General features: G+C 74.2%; 15 protein-coding genes. 5 read left to right on the plus strand and 10 right to left on the minus strand.

The genetic code is table 11. The features are described from left to right. Nucleotides 1-79 precede the first annotated feature (79 nt). The 4 genes from egtD to egtA are packed head-to-tail and all read right to left on the minus strand — an operon-like array spanning nt 80 to nt 4,534. On the minus strand, nt 80-1,099 hold the full coding sequence (gene egtD / locus ABD299_RS11475) for an L-histidine N(alpha)-methyltransferase (RefSeq protein ID WP_344261159.1): 1,020 nt from the start codon (nt 1,097-1,099) through the stop codon (nt 80-82). Beyond that, entirely contained in the window at nt 1,096-1,860 is a 765-nt protein-coding gene (gene egtC, locus ABD299_RS11480) for an ergothioneine biosynthesis protein EgtC (RefSeq protein ID WP_344261161.1), read from the minus strand. The genes egtD and egtC overlap by 4 nt, the downstream gene beginning before the upstream one ends. Continuing rightward, entirely contained in the window at nt 1,860-3,257 is a 1,398-nt protein-coding gene (gene egtB, locus ABD299_RS11485) for an ergothioneine biosynthesis protein EgtB (protein WP_344261163.1), read from the minus strand. Before egtB ends, egtC begins: the two co-directional genes overlap by 1 nt. Next, nucleotides 3,257-4,534 carry an ergothioneine biosynthesis glutamate--cysteine ligase EgtA gene (gene egtA, locus ABD299_RS11490; protein WP_344261165.1) on the minus strand — a complete coding sequence of 426 codons (1,278 nt, stop codon included), beginning with the start codon at nt 4,532-4,534 and terminating at the stop codon, nt 3,257-3,259. Before egtA ends, egtB begins: the two co-directional genes overlap by 1 nt. A 428-nt stretch (nt 4,535-4,962) precedes the next feature. Between egtA and ABD299_RS11495 the strand changes: the two genes are divergently transcribed. Both ABD299_RS11495 and ABD299_RS11500 read left to right on the plus strand, forming a co-directional pair. Then, nucleotides 4,963-6,036 (plus strand): zinc-dependent alcohol dehydrogenase family protein, encoded by a 1,074-nt coding sequence (locus tag ABD299_RS11495; RefSeq protein ID WP_344261167.1) that lies wholly within the window; start codon nt 4,963-4,965, stop codon nt 6,034-6,036. 49 nt (nt 6,037-6,085) lie between these two features. Continuing rightward, on the plus strand, nt 6,086-6,958 hold the full coding sequence (locus tag ABD299_RS11500; protein WP_344261169.1) for a universal stress protein: 873 nt from the start codon (nt 6,086-6,088) through the stop codon (nt 6,956-6,958). A gap of 54 nt (nt 6,959-7,012) precedes the next feature. Here ABD299_RS11500 and ABD299_RS11505 read toward each other — a convergent pair whose 3' ends face one another. Together ABD299_RS11505 and ABD299_RS11510 are read right to left on the minus strand one after the other, a co-directional pair. Then, a complete protein-coding gene (locus tag ABD299_RS11505; RefSeq protein ID WP_344261171.1) occupies nt 7,013-7,663 on the minus strand; it encodes a CBS domain-containing protein in 651 nt (216 codons plus the stop codon). 85 nt (nt 7,664-7,748) lie between these two features. Further along, on the minus strand, nt 7,749-8,921 hold the full coding sequence (locus ABD299_RS11510) for a CBS domain-containing protein (RefSeq protein WP_344261173.1): 1,173 nt from the start codon (nt 8,919-8,921) through the stop codon (nt 7,749-7,751). 293 nt (nt 8,922-9,214) lie between these two features. Here ABD299_RS11510 and ABD299_RS11515 point away from each other — a divergent pair, with 293 nt between their 5' ends. Then, nucleotides 9,215-9,697, plus strand: a complete 483-nt coding sequence (locus ABD299_RS11515) for an Hsp20/alpha crystallin family protein (protein ID WP_344261234.1) — start codon at nt 9,215-9,217, stop codon at nt 9,695-9,697. 97 nt (nt 9,698-9,794) lie between these two features. Here the strand turns inward: ABD299_RS11515 and ABD299_RS11520 are convergent, their stop codons facing one another. Beyond that, nucleotides 9,795-12,485 (minus strand): cation-translocating P-type ATPase, encoded by a 2,691-nt coding sequence (locus tag ABD299_RS11520; protein ID WP_344261175.1) that lies wholly within the window; start codon nt 12,483-12,485, stop codon nt 9,795-9,797. 239 nt (nt 12,486-12,724) lie between these two features. Between ABD299_RS11520 and ABD299_RS11525 the strand changes: the two genes are divergently transcribed. Together ABD299_RS11525 and ABD299_RS11530 are read left to right on the plus strand one after the other, a co-directional pair. Next, complete coding sequence (locus tag ABD299_RS11525; RefSeq protein ID WP_344261177.1) at nt 12,725-13,444, plus strand: helix-turn-helix domain-containing protein; 720 nt, start codon at nt 12,725-12,727, stop codon at nt 13,442-13,444. Between the two features lie 67 nt (nt 13,445-13,511). After that, on the plus strand, nt 13,512-13,802 hold the full coding sequence (locus ABD299_RS11530) for a dsRBD fold-containing protein (protein WP_344261179.1): 291 nt from the start codon (nt 13,512-13,514) through the stop codon (nt 13,800-13,802). Between the two features lie 103 nt (nt 13,803-13,905). Here ABD299_RS11530 and ABD299_RS11535 read toward each other — a convergent pair whose 3' ends face one another. From ABD299_RS11535 to ABD299_RS11545, 3 genes are all read right to left on the minus strand, one after another. After that, nucleotides 13,906-15,120: a M20 metallopeptidase family protein gene (locus ABD299_RS11535; protein WP_344261181.1), complete on the minus strand. Its 1,215-nt coding sequence runs from the start codon at nt 15,118-15,120 to the stop codon at nt 13,906-13,908. A gap of 34 nt (nt 15,121-15,154) precedes the next feature. Beyond that, nucleotides 15,155-16,591, minus strand: a complete 1,437-nt coding sequence (locus ABD299_RS11540) for an FtsW/RodA/SpoVE family cell cycle protein (protein WP_344261237.1) — start codon at nt 16,589-16,591, stop codon at nt 15,155-15,157. A 120-nt stretch (nt 16,592-16,711) separates the two neighbouring features. After that, complete coding sequence (locus ABD299_RS11545) at nt 16,712-17,953, minus strand: M6 family metalloprotease domain-containing protein (RefSeq protein WP_344261183.1); 1,242 nt, start codon at nt 17,951-17,953, stop codon at nt 16,712-16,714. Between the last annotated feature and the right edge of the window lie 123 nt (nt 17,954-18,076).

The following is an 18,076-nucleotide window of genomic DNA, read 5'->3' on the forward strand; positions in this document are numbered from 1 at the left end:
GGGAGTGGGTGAGCGGTGGGTGTCCCCTCCCGGGCAGCGGGTGGGTGGTCGCTGCCCGGGAGGGGTGGCCGGAGGGCCGTCAGGCGGGGGCCGGGTGGCCGGGGTTGGGGGAGGGAACAGGGGCCGGGACCGGGGTGGCGAGCCAGAGGGCGAAGTGGTCGGCGGGGTCGGTCCAGCAGTGGGTGGCCGCCAGGCCGGCGTCTGCGAGTTCGGCGCGGACTGTTTCCGGGCGGAACTTGGCGGAGACCTCGGTGAGCAGTTCCTCGCCGCGCTCGAAGGAGACGACGAGGTCCACGGCCGGGATCTTGACGGTGAGCTCGCGGGTGGCCCGCAGCCGCATCTCGATCCACTCCTTCTCGGCGTTCCACCGGGCGACGTGCTCGAACGCCCCGAGGTCGAAGTCGGCGCCGAGTTCGCGGTTGAGGACGGCCAGCACGTTCCTGTTGAACTCGGCGGTGACCCCGGCCGGGTCGTCGTAGGCGGCGACGAGGGTGCCCGGGTCCTTGACCAGGTCGGTGCCGAGCAGCAGGGTGTCGCCCGGCTCCAGTTCCTCCCGCGCCCGTCGCAGGAAGGCGGAGCGCTCGGCGGGCAGCAGGTTGCCGATGGTGGAGCCGAGGAAGGCGAGCACGCGGGGGGCCTCGCTGCCGCTCATGCCCAGGTGCTGTCCGAAGTCGGCGACGACGGCGTGCACGTCCAGGTCCGGGTAGTCGACGCGCAGGCGGTGGGCGCTCCGGCGCAGCGCGCTGTCGCTGACGTCGACGGGCACGTAGCCGCGCAGGGTGCCGGCGTCCCGCAGGGCGTCGAGCAGCAGGCGGGTCTTCTCCGAGGCCCCGGAGCCGAGTTCGACGAGGGTGCGGGCGCCGGTGGCGGCGGCGATCTCGGGGGCCCGGGCGGCCAGGATCTCGCGTTCGGTGCGGGTCGGGTAGTACTCGGGGAGCCTGGTGATCTCCTCGAACAGGGCGCTGCCGCGGGCGTCGTAGAACCACTTGGGGGGCAGCGTCCGGGGGCGGGAGGCCAGGCCGGTGAGGACGTCGGTGCGCAGGGAGGTGCTCGCGTGGTTCCCGGTCAGCCGGTGGGTGAGGGTGAAGCGGCCGGTCATGCGGTGAGGGTCCTTTCGGCCGGGGTCAGGGGCGTGTGGCGGACGGCGGTGCGGGTGGCCAGCAGCAGGGAGCGGTCGGGGACCTCGTGCCAGTCCGGGGTGGCATCGGCCGGTTCGGAGGCGACCTCGGACAGTTCTCCATTGGAGCGGTACCACAGGCTGTCTCCCCAGCGGCTGGCGACGATGGTGAGGCCGTCGGTGAGCAGCAGGTTGAGGCGGGCGGTGGGCCGCACGGCGGCGATCTCCAGGACGGTGGCGGCGACCGCCTCGTCGGGTGGTTCGCCGTCGGCCAGGCGCCGGTGGAGGAGGGCCCACAGCACGGCGGAGTCGCAGTGGGCCTCCAGGCCGAGCAGGACGGCGGAGGGCAGGAGGGCGCCGAGGTCGTCGGGCAGGTGCCGCCAGTCGGGGACGGCGCCGTTGTGGCTGAACAGCCACCGCCCGGTGCGGTAGGGGGCGCAGGCGGTCTCGTCCTGGCTGGTGCCGGGGGTGGCGTCGCGCACGGCGGCGAGGACGGCGCCGCCGGTGAGGCTGCGGGCCAGGTCGGGCAGGTTGCTGTCCGCCCAGATCGGCACGGACCGCCGGTAGCGCAGCGGGGGTTCACCGTCGGGCGGGTACCAGCCGATGCCGAAGCCGTCGGCGTTGACGGTGCCGTGGCGCTGGTGGCCGGGCTGCCAGGACTGCCGGTAGAGGCTGTGGGGCGGGTCGAGGATGAGTTCGGCGAGGGTGACGGGCGGTCCGAGGCGGGCGAGGTGGCGGCACATCAGGCGGTGGTCCTCGTTTCGGACGGGCCGGCGTCGCGGGCGGTGCGGAAGCCGGCGAAGATCTGGCGCCGGATGGGGTAGTCCCAGTTGCGGAACGTGGACCGGCAGGCGGCGGGGCCGGTGCCGAAGGACCCGCCGCGCAGCACTTTGTGGTCGGGGCCGAAGAAGACCTCGGAGTACTCGCGGTAGGGGAAGGCGGCGAACCCGGGGTATCCGGTGAAGTCGGAGGAGGTCCATTCCCAGACGTCGCCGAGGAGCTGCCGGGCGCCGCAGGGGGCGGCTCCGGCGGGGTGGGAGCCGGCGGGGGAGGGCTGGAGGTGGCGCTGCCCGAGGTTGGCGTGCGCGGGGGTGGGGCCGTCGGTGCCCCAGGGGTAGGGGCGGCTGCGGCCGGTCGCGGGGTCGTGGCGGGCGGCCTTCTCCCATTCGGCCTCGGTCGGCAGGCGCCGTCCGGCCCAGCGGGCGTAGGCGTCGGCCTCGTACCAGCAGACGTGCATGACGGGCTCGTCGGGCGGCACGGCCTCGGTGCGGCCGAAGCGGCGGCGCAGCCAGGTGCCGCCCTCCCGCCGCCAGAACAGCGGGGCGGAGATGCCGGTGCGTTCGACGTGTTCCCGGCCGGCCGGTGTCCACCACCGGGGGTCGGTGTAGCCGCCGTCGTCGATGAACTCCTGGTAGGCGGCGTTGGTGACGGGGGTGGTGTCCAGCCAGAAGGCGGGGAGGTGGACGGTGCGGGCGGGGCGTTCGTTGTCCAGGGCCCACGGGTCGGTGTCGGTGCCCATGGTGAAGGGGCCTTCGGTCACGAGGACTTCGCGCGGCAGTGTGGTGGTGTCGGGGGCGGGGCCCGGGGCCGGTGCGTGGAGGACGGCCGGTCCCTTGCGGAGCTGGTGGGTGGCGAGCATGGTCTCGTCGTGCTGCTGCTCGTGCTGGACGGACATGCCGAAGACGAAGCCGCCGTCGAACAGCGGGCTGCCGTCCACCGGTGCCGCCGCGAGGACGTCGAGGGCCTGTTCGCGGACGGCCGCGGCGTAGCGGCGGGCGGCTTCGGGGGAGAGCAGGGGCAGTTGCGGCCGGTCGGCGCGCGGGTGCCGGAACGCGTCGTAGAGGTGGTCGAGTTCGGGGCGCAGCCCGGGCCGGCCGCCGGCTTCGCGCAGCAGCCAGATGTCCTCCTGGTTGGCGATGTGGGCGAGGTCCCAGACCAGGGGTGACATCAGGGGGGAGTGCTGGGCGGTGAGCTCGTCCTCGTCGAGGCAGTCGGTCAGGGCGAGGGTTCTGCGGCGGGCGGCTTCGAGGGCGGCCAGGGCGCGTTCCTTGACGTGCCGGGGGCCGGCGGGGCGGCCGGGGTGCTGTTCCGTGGCCGGCGACGCGTCCGTGGCCGGTGACGCGGGGGTGCGGGTGGTCATCACGGGGCTCCTTCCAGCAGGGGCGGGGGCTCGTGCGGGGCCGGATGCGCGTCCAGGAGGTCGTCGGCCGGGCAGCGGCCGCGGAGCGTGTACCGGTCGGCGAAGGCCGGGACGAGGCCCTGGAGGTGGCCTGGTGCCGGGCCGCGTGCCAGGGCGGCGGCGGCCGCGTCGAAGCAGGCGCGGGCGGCCCGGCCGATGAGAGGGTCGGCCGGGCCGTGCCGGGCGGCGCGCAGCCATACCGGCCAGGGCGGCACCGGGGCGCCCTCGGTGAGGGGGGCGGTCGCTTCGTGGGCGGCCTCGGCGGCGACGGGGTCGTCGAGGAGGGCGGAGGCGACCATCAGGGGGACGGGCCAGTGGTCGCCGTCCTGGGCGTCGATCATGCGCAGTTCCAGCCAGCCGCGGGGGCGCACCGGGGGGAAGAGGGTGGACAGGTGGTAGTCGAGGTCGGCGTGGGAGGGCGACCGGTCGGTGAGGGCGTCGCCGAGCCAGGCGCGCAGGGGCAGGCCGGGGGGCGCGGTCCAGGAGGCCGGCGCGGGGCGGCGCAGGCACATCAGGTGGGCGTCGAGTGCGTAGCGGGCCCAGTCGGTGCGGGGGTCGCCGGTCGTCGCCGGCGGGCGGGTGCGGCCGGGGTCGATGTTGGCCCACACGTGCTGTCTGCCGGATTTCCAGCCGGTGGGGCGGCCCCGCCACAGGGGGGAGTTGGCGAAGGCGGCGACGAGCACCGGGCCGATGCGGTGGGCCAGTTCCCAGCGGAACCGGAAGCCGGAGACGCCGCCGCCGGTGTCCCCGGCGTCCAGGTTGATCTGGACGGAGGCGGTGGAGCGCATCATCCTGCGGCCCCAGGGGCCGCGGCGGTCGTAGTGGATCTCCATGGCGCGGTAGCGCGGGTGGTCGAGGGTGCGGGGCGGGACGTCGCGGTACGGGTCGAGGCCGTGGCCGCGGAGGGTGAGTCCGGCTTCGGTGAGGGTCTTGCGCAGCACCGCCAGGTCGGCGGCGGTGGCCTCGGCGCACGCACCGGCTCCGGGGGCGGGGCGGGAGCTGAGCTCGATCTGGCCTCCCGGTTCGCGGGTGACGGTCGCGCCGTGGGGGAGGCCGCCGCCGGTTCCGAGGGGGGCGAGCGCTTCGTCGAGGTGCTCGGGAGGGACGGCGCGGGTGGGGTCGTCGCTGTCGTGGACGAGCCATTCCAGCTCGACTCCGGTGTGCCGGGGCGGGCCGGTCTTGAAGCAGATCTTCGCGATGTAGGCTTCCGCGTTCTCCTCGCCGAGGTCACTTTTCACAGGGGGTCTCCTCCGGGGAAGGGCGGTGATCTCAAGGTAACGTGCCCAGGTTTGTGGGATCTCTCCCCCGCCGGAGCGGGCTTGTCCGGTTCGGTGCGGGCCCGGCGCCGGGGCCGGGCCGGTGCGGGCCCGGGAATCGGGTGCCCGGTCGCGCGGGCGAACAAGGAGAAAACGGCACATCCAGGTATATGATCACCCCGTAGGGGAACTGGGAGGGGCGAAGGCCGGAAGGCCGTGACGACCGGGTCCGCCCTGCGGGCCCGTCGGCGCGTGCGTCCGGCCCGGCAGGAAGTCCGGTCCCGCGCGCCGCGGGGCCGGTCAGGGACGGCCCGTCCGGTCCCGGGTTCCCGGGACAGCGGGCCCTGACCGCCACGCCGGCCCGAAACCCGGCCGGCCGGAACCGCATACTCACGAGTCAGGACACCGTCATGAAGGCGCTTGTCTATCACGGGCCGGGCCAGTCGTCCTGGGAGGACGTCCCCGACCCGGGGATCCAGGACCCGGCCGACGCGATCATCCGGATCGGGACCACCACCATCTGCGGCACCGACCTGCACATCCTTGGCGGTGACGTGCCCGATGTGCGGCCGGGGACGGTGCTGGGGCACGAGGCGGTCGGCGAGGTCGTCGAGACCGGCCGCGACGTCCGTTCCGTCCAGCCCGGCGACCGGGTGCTGGTCTCGTGCATCTCCGCCTGCGGCCGCTGCCGGTACTGCAAGGAAGGCGTCTACGGCCAGTGCCTGGGCGGCGGAGGCTGGATCCTCGGTCACCTGATCGACGGCACCCAGGCGGAGTACGTCCGGGTGCCGTTCGCCGACCTCTCGGTGCACCCGCTGCCCGGCGCGGTCTCCGCCGTCGACGCCGTGCTGCTGTCGGACATCTTCCCCACCTCCTACGAGGTCGGTGTGATCAAGGGGAATGTGCGGCCGGGCGACACCGTGGTGGTGGTCGGCGCCGGCCCGATCGGCCTCGCCGCCATCGCCACCGCCCGGCTGCTCTCCCCCGGGCGGATCATCGTCCTGGACCCGGCCGCGGCCCGCCTGGAGGCGGCCAAGCGGCTGGGCGCGGACGTCATCGGCGTCCCCGGCGAGCAGCCGGAGGCCCTGGTCGGGGATCTGACCGGCGGCCTGGGCGCGGACGTGGTGATCGAGGCCGTCGGCCGCCCCGAGGCATTCGAGCTGTGCACCCGCCTGGTGCGCCCCGGCGGACACGTCGCGAACATCGGCGTGCACGGCGCTCCCGCGACGCTGCACCTCGAAGAGCTGTGGATCAAGAACCTGACGATCACCACCGGTCTGGTCGACACCTACTCCACCCCCCGGCTGCTCACCATGCTCGCCTCCGGCAGACTGCCGGCGTCCGAACTGGTCACCCACACGTTCCCGCTGAGCAAGGTGTCCGAGGCCTACGAGGTGTTCTCGCGGCCCGCCGAGACCGCCGCCCTGAAGGTGGTGCTCGAAGGAGAACCGGTGGAGACCCGCGAGGTTGTCCGCACCCAGTGACCCCCGGCCCCGCGCGGGCCGGGCACCGCCCGAGAACGGAAGGCACCCCATGCCCGAGCTTGTCACCGTCGGCATCGACGATTCGCCCGAGAGCAGGGCCGCTGTCCAGTGGGCAGCCGACGAGGCGCGCCGGCGCGGCAGGCCGCTGCGGCTGCTGCACGCCTGGGGCATCACCACCGGCATGGAGCCCATCGCCGGCGATCCGGCCGACGAGCGCCGCCACTCCGAGCACCTGCTCCAGCAGGCCGAGACGGATGTGGGCGCCTCCCACCCGGATCTGACCACCGAGACCGTGTCCGTCCCCGACGGGCCGGTCCACGCCCTGCTGTCGGTGGCGGTGCGCTCGGAGGTCCTCGTGCTGGGCTCGCGCGGCCTCGGCGTGGTGGCGGGGTTCCTGCTCGGCTCGGTGAGCCAGCAGGTGCTGGCGCGGGCCACCTGCCCGGTGGTCCTGGTCCGCTCCCAGGACACGGCCGCGGGGGCGGCCGGGCAGCCGGGAAGAGAGGTCGTCCTGGGCCTGAAGCGCCCGGGGGACCTGGACCGTTCGGTGGTGCACCACGCGTTCTCCGCCGCCGCCCTGCGCGGGCTCCCGCTGCGCGTCGTGCACGCCTGGCGGCCGCCGGTCGCAGTCGGCGGCTACCCGCCGGTCCCGTCCATCGAGGCGGAGGTGCGCGCCGCGGAGGAGGAAGGCCTGACGAACGCGCTGGATTCCTGGCGGACGGCCTATCCCGATGTGGACGTGATCGAGCAGCCGGTCATCGGCAGTGCCGCGCAGGTTCTGGTGGAGGCCGCCGCCGGGGCGTCACTGCTGGTCGTGGGGCGCGGCGGGCGCCGGCTCAGCGGCCTGGGGCTGCGGGTGGGGCCGGTCGTGCACGCCGCGCTGCACCACGCCCCCTGTCCGGTGGCCGTCGTCCCGCACGGCTGACGGCTGCGGTCCTCACCGGCGGGAGCAGTCCTCACCGGCGGGGGCAATACCGGCTCACCGGGCGGCGGGGGAGGCGGCGTCCGTGTCGTCGCGGGTGTACTCCAGGTGGTTCGCCACCGCCACGACGCCGTCCACGCCCCGGCACAGCCGTTCCACGACCGGCACCATGCTTCTGCGGTCGATGGTCCCCCGCAGCGTGACCCGCCCGCGGTGGACGTCCGCGGACACCGTTGCGGGGGGCAGCCCCAGGGTCCCGGTCAGCACGTCCTGGATGATCTCCGTCTCGATGGCGTGATCCCGGCGCAGGAAGACCCGCAGCAGGTCGCCACGGCTGACGATGCCCGTCACCAGCCCCTCCGCGTCCACGACGGGAAGGCGCTTGACGCCGTGGCGGCGCATCACCCGGGCCGCCTGGACGATGCTCCAGTCGGGCCGCGCCACGACGGCGGGCGTGCTCATCAGCTGCTCGGCGGTGGCGGTGCCGGGCCCGGGGAGGGCGGGCCGGCCGCCCGGCACGGCGGGCCGGCTGGAGCCGCGCATCAGGTCTCCCTCGGTCACCATGCCCACCGGGCGGCCGTCGCTGACGACCGGCAGCGCCCGGACATGATTGTCCGCCAGCAGCCGGGCCAGCTCAGGGCCCCGGGCGGCGGGAGGTGCGCACACGACCGCGGGTGTCATCACGTCATGAACTCTGCGGTGCCGCATCGGCCCGCCCTTCTCTGCGACGGTTCCCGGTCCCCGTTCCACTGTGCCGTGAGGGGCGGGAGGGCGCATCACCGGCGGGCCCCGGTCAGCCGCTCTCGCCGGCCCGCTCCGCCTCGGGCCGCTGCCCGGTGCGGCGTCCGGTCAGCTCGCACAGGACGTCCACGACGCCCTCCACGGACCGGGTCAGCCGCACCACCAGGCCGATGCGCGAGGTGTCGCCGATCGTTCCGCGCAGTGTGACGACACCGTCGGCCACCCGGATCTCCAGGTCGTCCCCGTCGAGGAAGGGCAGCGCGGTCAGTTCGCCGCGGATGTCCTCGGCGAGCTCGTCGTCGTCCCGTGCGAAGACCTGCAGCAGGTCGCTGCGGCTGACGATGCCGGTGAGCCGGCCGATGCCGTCCACGACGGGCAGCCGCTTGACCCCGTGGCGCGCCATCAGGCGCGCGGCCTCCGCGACGGGGGCGTCGGCGTGCACGGTCACCGCGGGACTCGTCATGAGCTGCCTGGCGGTGACCGAGCGGGCCTTGCCGATGTTCTCGCGGTGGTGGAACTCGTCGAGCAGGCTCGGAGGCCGGTTGTGGAACTCCTCCTTGCGCAGCAGATCCGCCTCCGACACCAGGCCCACCACGCGGCCGTTCTGCTCGATCACCGGCAGCGCGCTGACCCGCCACCGCTCCAGGGTCTGCGTGATCACCTTGAACGGGGCGGACTGGTTGACGGCGACCACCTGCTGGGTCATCACGTCCCCGACGCAGAAGGGGCCCGGCTGCCGCCGGACCGGTGCGGGGCGGGTACGGACCGCGGCGTGACGTGCGGAGACGGGGCCGGCCCCGTAGACCGACAGCACGCGGGTGCGGGCGGCGGTGAGCCGGTGTGCCAGTGCCTCGGTGACGGCTTTGAGGATGGTCACCCCGACTTCCGGCTCCCGGTCGCACAGGTCACGGACGGCGGCCGCGTCGAACTCCAGGGCGGTGACCTCGCCGGCGGTCTGCGCGCCGAAGCGCCAGCGATGCGGGGGAACCATCCACGACCAGCCCAGGAGTTCTCCCTCGCCGACGGTCTCGAAGACGGGGGCGCGCAGCCCGGGCACACTCAGGTCCAGTGAGACGGTGCCGGAACGGATGATCCAGAAGCGCTCGGCGTTCTCGCCCTCCTCGAAGAGGCGGGTCCCGACGGGGAAGACCACTTCCCGGGCGAGCTTCAGCAGCTCTTCCCGGTGGGCGGGGGGCAACGCGTCGAGAATCCTGGTCGCGGACAACGGACCTCCTCCTCGGCCGGCCACCGGCATGACGGGGCCAAGGACCTGCCCACTTCTCGCGGGCCCGGATTGCGCGGTGCGCGGTACGTCCTACTCCGCTTCTCCGCGTCTCTCGTTGGTCCTTGGCCACTTCCCAGTATAGCGGATGCGCGGCGCATGCCAAGTCATTACCGGACGGAACGACAATATTTCTCATATGCCTCCATTTCGTGTTCCGGCTGGACTGTTCGGGTACTCCGGGCCCGGGGCCGAGAGCCCCGCAGACCGTGTCCCACACCATGGAGGTGAGCGTGATGTCCCTTCCCCTGCGACGTGCCCACCGGGCTCCGGTGGCCGCGCACCGGCCCGCCGGCTGGCCGGCCCGCGATCCGCTGACGGAGTTCGACGACCTCTTCGAACGGATGGGGGCCCTGCTGGAGACCGCCGTGGGGAGCTCCCCCGCCGCGCAGCTCCCCTGGGTGCCGCCGGCCGACTTCACGGAGACCGAGAACGCCTACGAGATGGAGGTGGAGATGCCCGGTGTCCGGCGCGAGGACATCGACATCGAGCTCGGCGAGCAGGAGATCTGCATCAGCGGTGAGTTCCGGGAGCGGGAACACGAGGGCGCGCTGCGGCGCGGCACCCGCCGCACCGGCCGGTTCGAGTACCGCACCACCCTGCCCGCCCAGGCGGATACCGACAACGCCGCCGCTTCCCTGTCCGACGGCCTGCTCACGGTGAAGATCCCCAAGACCGCGGAGACCAGGCCCCGGCACATCGAGATCACCTCCGGCTGAGCCCCGGCCGCCCCGGCGGAACGCACCCGGCGCCCCGGTGAGCCGCCCCGGCGGCCTCACCTCCGGCCGCCGGGTGCTCCGGCCTCCGGCCCGACGGTCAGCCGCGGGCGGTGGCTGGGGTGTCCTGGCCGGAGGGCTGCTCGGCGGCCGCGGTCACCCGCTCCGGGTAGAAGCGGCGCATCGCGCGCATCCCCGCGTAACCGACCGCGGACAGGGCGCAGGCGACCAGAAGCTCGGTCAGCGGCAGTGCCTCGGTACCCAGGATCTCCTGCAGGCCCGGCAGGTAGACGCCGGCCACCTGCAGGCCCAGTGCCGCGGCCACCGCCAGGAGCAGGAACGGGTTGGTGCGGGTGCCCGGACGGGCCCGGGAGCCCAGCGCCACCCCCAGCTGGGTGGCGCCCAGCACCAGGAAGAGCATCGTCTGCCAGGGGCCCCCGTTGTGCATCGCCCACACCGCGGCGGCCAGCGACACGGCCGTGATCAGCGAGGACATGATCAGGATGCGGGTCCACAGCCCGGCGCCGAGCACGCTCTCCTCCGGCGGGCGGGGCGGGCGCCGCATGGTGTCCGGCTCCGCCGGCTCCGCGCCCAGCGCCACGCCCGGCAGACCGTGGGTGAGCAGGTTGATCCACAGGATCTGGGCGGGCAGCAGCGGCAGTGCCATGCCCAGCCCTGGACCGATGAGCATCACCAGGATCTCCGCGGCGCCGCCGGCCAGCCCGTACAGCAGGAACCGCCGCACGTTCGCGTAGATCCGCCGGCCCTCCTCGACGGCCGACACCACGGTGCCCAGGTCGTCGTCGGCCAGCACCAGGTCCGCGGACTGCCGGGCCACCTCGGTACCGCGCTTGCCCATTGCCACGCCGATGTCGGCCCGGCGCAGCGCCGGGCCGTCGTTGACGCCGTCGCCGGTCATCGCCACCACGTGGCCCGCCGAGCGCAGCGACTGGACGATGTCGAGCTTCTGCTCGGGGGTGGTGCGGGCGAAGACCCGCACCCCCTTCACCGCCTCCCCGTCACCCTGCCGGACACGGTCGCCGGTGGTGACCTCCCGGTCGTCGCCGTCCTCGACGATGCCCAGCCGCCCGGCCACGGCCCGCGCGGTGCGGGGGTGGTCACCGGTGATCATGACGGGGGTGATGCCGGCCCGGACGCAGGAGGCCACGGTGGCCGCCGCCGCAGCCCGGGGCGGGTCCAGGATGGCGACCAGGCCGAGCAGGGCCAGCCCGCTCTCCCAGCGCTCCGCGTCCGGGGCGCCGTCCGGCGCCGACCCGAACGCCGCGTGCCCGGCGCCCTCTCCCGGGTCCTCGCCGGGCCGGTCCGCCGCCGCCACGGCGAGCACCCGGAAACCGGCGGCCGCCAGCTCCTCGGCCTGCGCGGACGCCCGGCGCAGGACCTCGGGCGGGTCGGTCAGCACCTGCGGGACGAGCATGGCCTCCGGGGCGCCCTTGGCCAGCACCCGCAGGCCTCCGCCGGGCCGCCGGTGCACGGTGGCCATCCGCTTGCGCAGGCTGTCGAACGGCACCTCGTGCACCCGCGGCAGCTCCCGCTCGGCCGCGGCACGGTCCAGGCCGAACCGGCTGCCGGCGGTCAGCAGTGCCGCCTCGGTCGGGTCGCCCAGCGCCTGCCAGTCGGAGTGGTCCGCGTCCGGGGCCTGCAGGCCCGCGTCGTTGCACAGCACCGCCGTGGTCAGCAGGGCGGCCAGGTCCGGTGCCTCCGCGGCGGTGACGGCGCCGCCGTGGCGCTCCACCTGCCCGTCGGGGCCGTAGCCGCCGCCGGTGATCCGCGCCGCCCCGCCGGTGGGCGTCCACAGCCGTTCGGCGGACATGGTGCCCTCGGTGAGGGTGCCGGTCTTGTCGGTGGCGATCACCGTGACCGACCCGAGGGTCTCCACGGCCGGCAGCCGGCGCACGATGGCCTGCCGCACGGCCATCCGCCGCGCCCCCAGGGCCAGGGCGAGGGTGACCACCGCGGGCAGCGACTCGGGGACGGCCGCGACGGCCAGGGTGATGGCGGTGACCACCATGACGTCCCACGGCTGGCCGCGCAGCAGCCCCAGGACCATGACCAGAGCGCACAGCGTCAGCGCGGCCACGGCCAGCACCCGGCCGAACTGGGCCAGCCGCCGCTGCAGCGGCGTCGGGCCGGCCTCGGCGCCCAGCAGCGCGGCGATCCGTCCGGTCGCGCTGCTCGCCCCGGTGGCGGTGACGCTCACCCGGCCCCGGCCCCGCACGACGACCGTGCCGGCCGACACCTTCCGCCGCGCGCGCCCGCCGTCGGGGCCCTTGTCCACCGGCACCGACTCGCCGGTGATGGCCGACTCGTCCACCAGCAGCTGCACCGCCCGCAGCACCGTGCCGTCGGCGGGCACGATGTCGCCCTCGGCCAGCAGCAGCAGGTCACCGGGAACCACCTCGGCCGAGGGAACCATGATCTCCTGGCCGCCGCGCACCACCCGCGCCGTGGGCGCGCTCATCTCCTTCAGCGCGGCCACCGCCTGCTCGGCCCGTACCTCCTGGACGACACCGACCGCCGAGTTCACCACGATCACGAACAGGATGATCGCGGTGTCGGTCAGGTCGCCGGTGAACGTGGTGAGAGCGGCGGCCACGATCAGCACCAGGATCAGCGGATCGCGCAGCTGCGCCAGCACCCGCCGCCACACCGGCACGCGGGTCTCCTCCGCGAGCACGTTGGGCCCGTACCGCCGGAGCCGCTCGGCGGCCTCCTCGTGCCCGAGGCCCGTCTCGGTCTCCGCTGCCGGGGATGAGGTCTGATTGCTGTCCACGTCGGGCTACTCCGGGTCGCTGGCCACCGTGTGCTGTTCTGTCCCGACGCTATGCCTCCGCCCGGACCCGGGCGAGGTCCGACCGGCCCGCACCGGGGGCCGGCCGGCCCATGACCCGGATGGCGGCAGCGGGCCTACGGTGATGTCCTGGAAGTCGTGGGTACGCGGAACCTCCCGGATGTGCCCGTATGCGGCCTTCCGCTGGCAGGAATTCCCGGCGAGATGTGAGGTGCCCGATGATGTCCGACGAACGGGCGGAGAAGCCGGCGGTGCGGCGGACAGGAGCGGCCGCGCGGCCGGGGGACGTGGGCCGGAGGCTGGCCCGGAGACGCGAACAGATGGGCGTGAGCCGCGAGGAACTGGGCCGCCGCGCGGGCGTCGCCCCCGAGTACGTGCGGTACGTCGAGGAGCGTCCCAGCGATGTGGACGCCCGCACGCTGGTGAAGCTGGCCAGAGCCCTGGACATCACCGTGGTCCGGCTGCTCGGCGGAGGCCCCGGGGCCCCTCCCGGCCCCGGGCGGGCGGGAGGGGCCCCGGAGTTCTCCTCGCTGACCGAGGAGGAGTGCCGCCGCCTGCTGGACCGGCACGGCATCGGGCGCCTGGCGCTGACCACACCGGACGGGCCCGCGGCCTTCCCGGTGAACTACGCCGTCATCGGCGGCGACGTCGTCTACCGCACCCGCCCGGACGCGGTCGTCGCCCCGCCGGACGGGACTCCGGCAGGCTTCCAGGTCGACCAGATCGACGACGCCTTCAGCGAGGGGTGGAGCGTGCTGATCGCCGGCACCGTCCGGCACGTCGCCGACCCGGCGGCGCTGCGGGAGGAGGCCGGGGACACGGAGCCCGAGCCGTGGGCCGGAGGGCCGCGTGACCTGTGGATCAGGATCGAGCCGCGGAAGATCACCGGCCGCCGGATCCGTGCCTCGCCGTATCCCTCGGACCAGTCGGACGCCGCCTAGCGCGGCACCCGGCGGCCGGCCCGGGGGAGCCGAAGAGCTCGGGGGAGCAGCAGAAGGGAGCGAGATCATGGCATGGACGACCGAGGGCGAGGACCTGACCGCGAAGGAGTGGACGGCGCACATCCACTTGTCCGAGCACGGCCGCGACACCAGCGCACGGGCCGTGCTGAACACCGGTGACAACGTGCTGGAGGGCAAGGCGGAGGCGCACCGCAGCCCCGTCGACCCGTCGGTGCCGGAGATCGGCGACGAGCTCGCGGCCGGGCGGGCCCTGCAGGACCTCGCCCAGCAACTGATGGGCGCGGCGGCACGGGACAGCCGGGCGCTGGACGAGGAGCGCGAGATGCGCGGCTGGTGACCGCGCGCCGCAGGGGCCGACCGCCCCGGGGCACGGCCGGGACCGGAAGGTCCCGGGCCCGCCCCGGGGCGGTGGCGTGTCCGGAGTGAGGCTGCCGGTGGAGTCAGGCGGCGGCGGGCGCGTCCGCGGCGGCCGCGGCGAGCCTGCGGACGGCCAGCTCCGCGTACAGCGCCGCGCCGTCGGGCAGCACCGCCTCGTCGAACGCGGCCAGCGGCGAGTGGTTGTAGGGCGCGGTCTGCGGGTCGCGGTCCGGCGGGGTGGCGCCAAGGAAGACCATCGCCCCGGGCACCTCCTCGATGACCCGGGAGAAGTCCTCCGCACCCAGCAGCGGGTGCTCCATCGGCGCGAAGTGCTCCTCGCCGATCGCCTCGCGGACGGTGTCGGCGGCGAACGCGGTCTCGGCGTCGTCGTTGACCGTCACCGGGTACTGGTCGACGAACCGGGCCTCCACCTCCATGCCGTAGGCGGCGGCGATGCCCTCGCACACCCTGACCGTGCCGGTCCGCAGCTGTTCGCGGGCCTCCGCGGAGAAGCTGCGCACCGTCGCGGCGAACTCCGCGGTGTCCGGGATGATGTTCGACTGGGTGCCGGCGTGCAGGCTGCCGACGGTCAGCACCACGGGGTCGAAGACGTCGAAGGTGCGGGTGATCCAGGTCTGCAGCGAGGTGACCATCTCGCAGGCCACCGGCACCGGGTCCTTGGCCCGGTGCGGTGCCGAGCCGTGCCCGCCCGCGCCGCGCACGGTCACCAGCAGCCGGTCCGAGGCCGCCATCGTGGGGCCGCCGCGCGCCGAGAACACCCCCGAAGGCCAGAACGCGGAGGTGACGTGCAGGGCGTAGGCCGCCACCGGGCGCTCGCCGGCCGCCTCCAGCACGCCCTCCGCCAGCATCTGCCCGGCCCCGTCGTAGCCCTCCTCGCCGGGCTGGAACATGAACAGCACATCGCCGGCCAGCCGGTCGCGGTGCGCGGACAGCAGCCGGGCCGATCCGGCCAGCATCGTGGTGTGCAGGTCGTGGCCGCAGGCGTGCATCCGGTCGGCGGCGGCCGCGTAGTCCAGGCCGGTGCGCTCGGTGACGGGCAGCGCGTCCATGTCGCCGCGCAGCAGCACGGTCGGGCCGGGCCGGGAGCCGCGCAGCACGGCCGTCACCGAGCTGAGGCCCCGGCCGGTGGACACCTCCAGCGGCAGCCCGTCCAGTGCGTCCAGCACCGCCTCCTGGGTGCGGGGCAGGTCCAGGCCGAGCTCGGGGACGCCGTGCAGGTCACGCCGCAGCCGGGTGAGATCACCGGCCAGGGACCGGGCGTCGTCGCGGAGGTTCATCGGGTGTGCTCCTTCCGGGTAGGGGGAGCGGTGGTCAGCCGCCGGTCGGGCGGGCGGAGGGCTCGTCGGGGACCTTGACCACCGGGGTCAGGATCGTAGCGTTGCCCTCGGGCTGGGTGGAGGCCTGCCCGGCGCTGTCGCTCACTTTGATCAGCAGCGCCACCAGCAGCCAGTTCGCGACCGTGGACGAGCCGCCCTGGGCCAGGAACGGAAGCGCCTTGCCGGTGAGCGGGATGAGCCCGGTGACACCGCCGGCCACCACGAAGACCTGCAGTGCCAGCACGGCGGCGAGACCGGCCGCCAGCAGCTTGCCGAACGGGTCGGTGACCGACACGGCGATGCTGAGCCCGCGCGCGATCAGCAGGACGTACAGGAAGAGCACCAGGGTGACGCCGATGAGGCCGAGCTCCTCGCCGACGGTGGCCAGGATGAAGTCGCTGCGCCCGGCGAAGCCGATCAGGTACGAGTGGCCCTGGCCCAGCCCGGTGCCCAGCAGGCCGCCCTCGCCGAAGGCGAACAGCGCCTGAGCCGACTGTTCGGAGATCAGCCCGGGCGGGCGCTGGTCCTCCGGCAGGAAGATCGCCATCGGGTTGAGCCAGGCCTGCACGCGGCCCTTGACGTGCGGCTCGATGGAGCCGACGACGAACGCGCCGCCGGCGGCCATCAGCGTGCCGAGGATCACCCAGCTGGTGCGCTCGGTGGCGATGTACAGCATCACCACGAACACGCCGAAGAAGATCAGTGAGGTGCCCAGGTCGCGCTGGAAGATCAGGACGGCCATGCTGACCGCCCACACCAGCAGCACCGGACCGGCGTTCCGGCCGCGCGGCAGCGACAGCCCGGCCACCTTGCGGCCCACCAGGGCCAGCGCGTCCCGGTTGGCCATCAGGTAGCTGGCGAAGAACACCACGATCATGACCTTGACGAACTCGCCGGGCTGCATCGACAGCGGGCCGATGCTGATCCAGCGCTTGGCGCCGAACTGGTCGGCGCCGAAGAAGGCGGGGGCCACCAGCAGCATCATGGCGACGGCCATGCCCAGGTAGGTGTAGCGCTGGAGCACCCGGTGGTGCTTGAGCAGCACCAGCACGGCGATCAGCAGCCCGGCTCCGATGACCGTCCACACCGCCTGCCCGGGGGCGGTCGCGGCGGACTGGTAGTTCTCGGGTGAGAAGCGCTGGGCGTAGGAGTAGTCCAGCCGGTCCATCAGGACCAGCCCGAGCCCGCACAGCAGCACCGTCACCGGAAGGATGATCGGGTCGGCATGCCGGGCGAAGCGGCGCACGGCCAGGTGCGCGGCGATGGCGGTGGCGCCCAGGCCGAGGGTGTAGACCGGCAGGCCGGAGGGGACCGAGCCGTACAGTGCCAGTCCCGCGGTGGCGTGGCCGAGAACCACGACGACGATCGCGAAGACGATCAGAGCCAGCTCGGTGTTCCGGCGGTGGGAGACCCACTGCTGGATGTCGGTGATCCGGCTCTTGCGCACCTGTGCCTGCCCCCTGTCGTCCACCTGCGCAACCTACCAAGCCGGGGCGGGCGCGTGCCCGGGACCGTGGAGCGGGAAGGTGCCGGGGAGACGGGGCGGCGGCGGTCATCGGCGGGTGACGCGCACCCGGTGCCGCCCGTGCCCGTCGGCGTCGAGCACCTCGGCGCGCACGCCGGCGCGGGCGTCGCGGAAGGTCTCACCGGGCAGGTAGGGGGCGTCGGTCAGTTCGGCGGTCACCTGCGGATCGGGGACGTCCTGGCAGCCGTCGCTGCCGGGGGTCGCGTCCGAGACCCGCACCGGCCCCTCTCCGCTGGGCAGGTCGGCGCGGACCCGGGCGATCAGGACGCCGGGGCGGCACACCAGCCCGTCCAGCCCGCCCGCGGTCCGCACCTCCAGGGTCAGCACCTCGTGCGGCCCGGTGCGGACCACGACCAGCTTGGTGCCGCCGGGCTCGCCGAGCGGTGCGATGAGGTGCTCGGTGGTGCCGGAGCCCTGGACGCACTCCACCTGCCCGGGGTCGAGCCAGCCCAGCTTCCACTTGTGCCAGGCCATGAAGTCGTTGCTGGGCCCCCACACCTGCTCCATGAGATCCCAGTGCCCCGCCAGCAGGGGGGCCTGCCCACTGCCCGTCCAGTACAGGTCCGGCAGGCCGAAGGAATGCCCGTTCTCGTGGGCCAGCACCCGGTGGGGGCTGTCGCCGGGCTGGCGGCTCCAGATGAAGCTGACATTGCGCAGGTGGCCGCCCGCGGCCGGGGCCAGGTCGCGGCCCGGGAACGAGACCGACAGCACCTTCTCGGTGGCGGGCGGCCCGGCGTCCGGCACGGCCAGCACGTTGACCAGGTCGTGCCCGGCGAAGTCCACCTCGTCGCCGACGGCGGCGGCTATGTCCCGCAGCAGGCGGTTGTAGCCCTGCTCGTCGTCCGGGTGCCAGGACGCGCCGCGCTCTATGCCGTACGCCTCGAACGGCTGGGACATCCGCAGCCAGCGGTGCAGGGGGGCGGGCCGGTAGTCCAGCCTGCCGTACGAGCTCGCGGCGAAGTACTCGGTGGTCGCCGGGAAGAACTCCGCGAAGCGCTCCCGGGTGCTGATGGAGGCCTCGGCGCCGGGGAAGTCGATGAAGAGCGTCAGGGCGGAGACGGTGCCCTCGGCCCGGGCGAAGTCGGGCGAGGTCGGTATGGACTCGGTCAGCAGCTCGTCCCCGGCCGGGGCGCAGGCCGCGGGGGGCCGACCGGGGAAAGGGGCGGTGAGTCCGGGAAGGGCGGTGGTGGTTCCGGGCGCTGTACCCAGGATGAGAAGCAGTGATCCGCCGAGGGCGAGCTGACCCCGGCGGCTGGGTATGTGCGGCATCGTCCTCACGCTCTCCTCACACCCGCCGCGGCGGACCCCGGTGACAGCACTGCCGGATACAGCCTGCGGCGCGGCTTCTCCGGTTGCCCTGCCGGAGACGGCAACCGGGTGAGCGCAACCGAA

This window comes from Streptomyces sodiiphilus, from assembly GCF_039529215.1.
GTDB classification, from domain to species: Bacteria; Actinomycetota; Actinomycetes; order Streptomycetales; family Streptomycetaceae; genus Streptomyces; species Streptomyces sodiiphilus.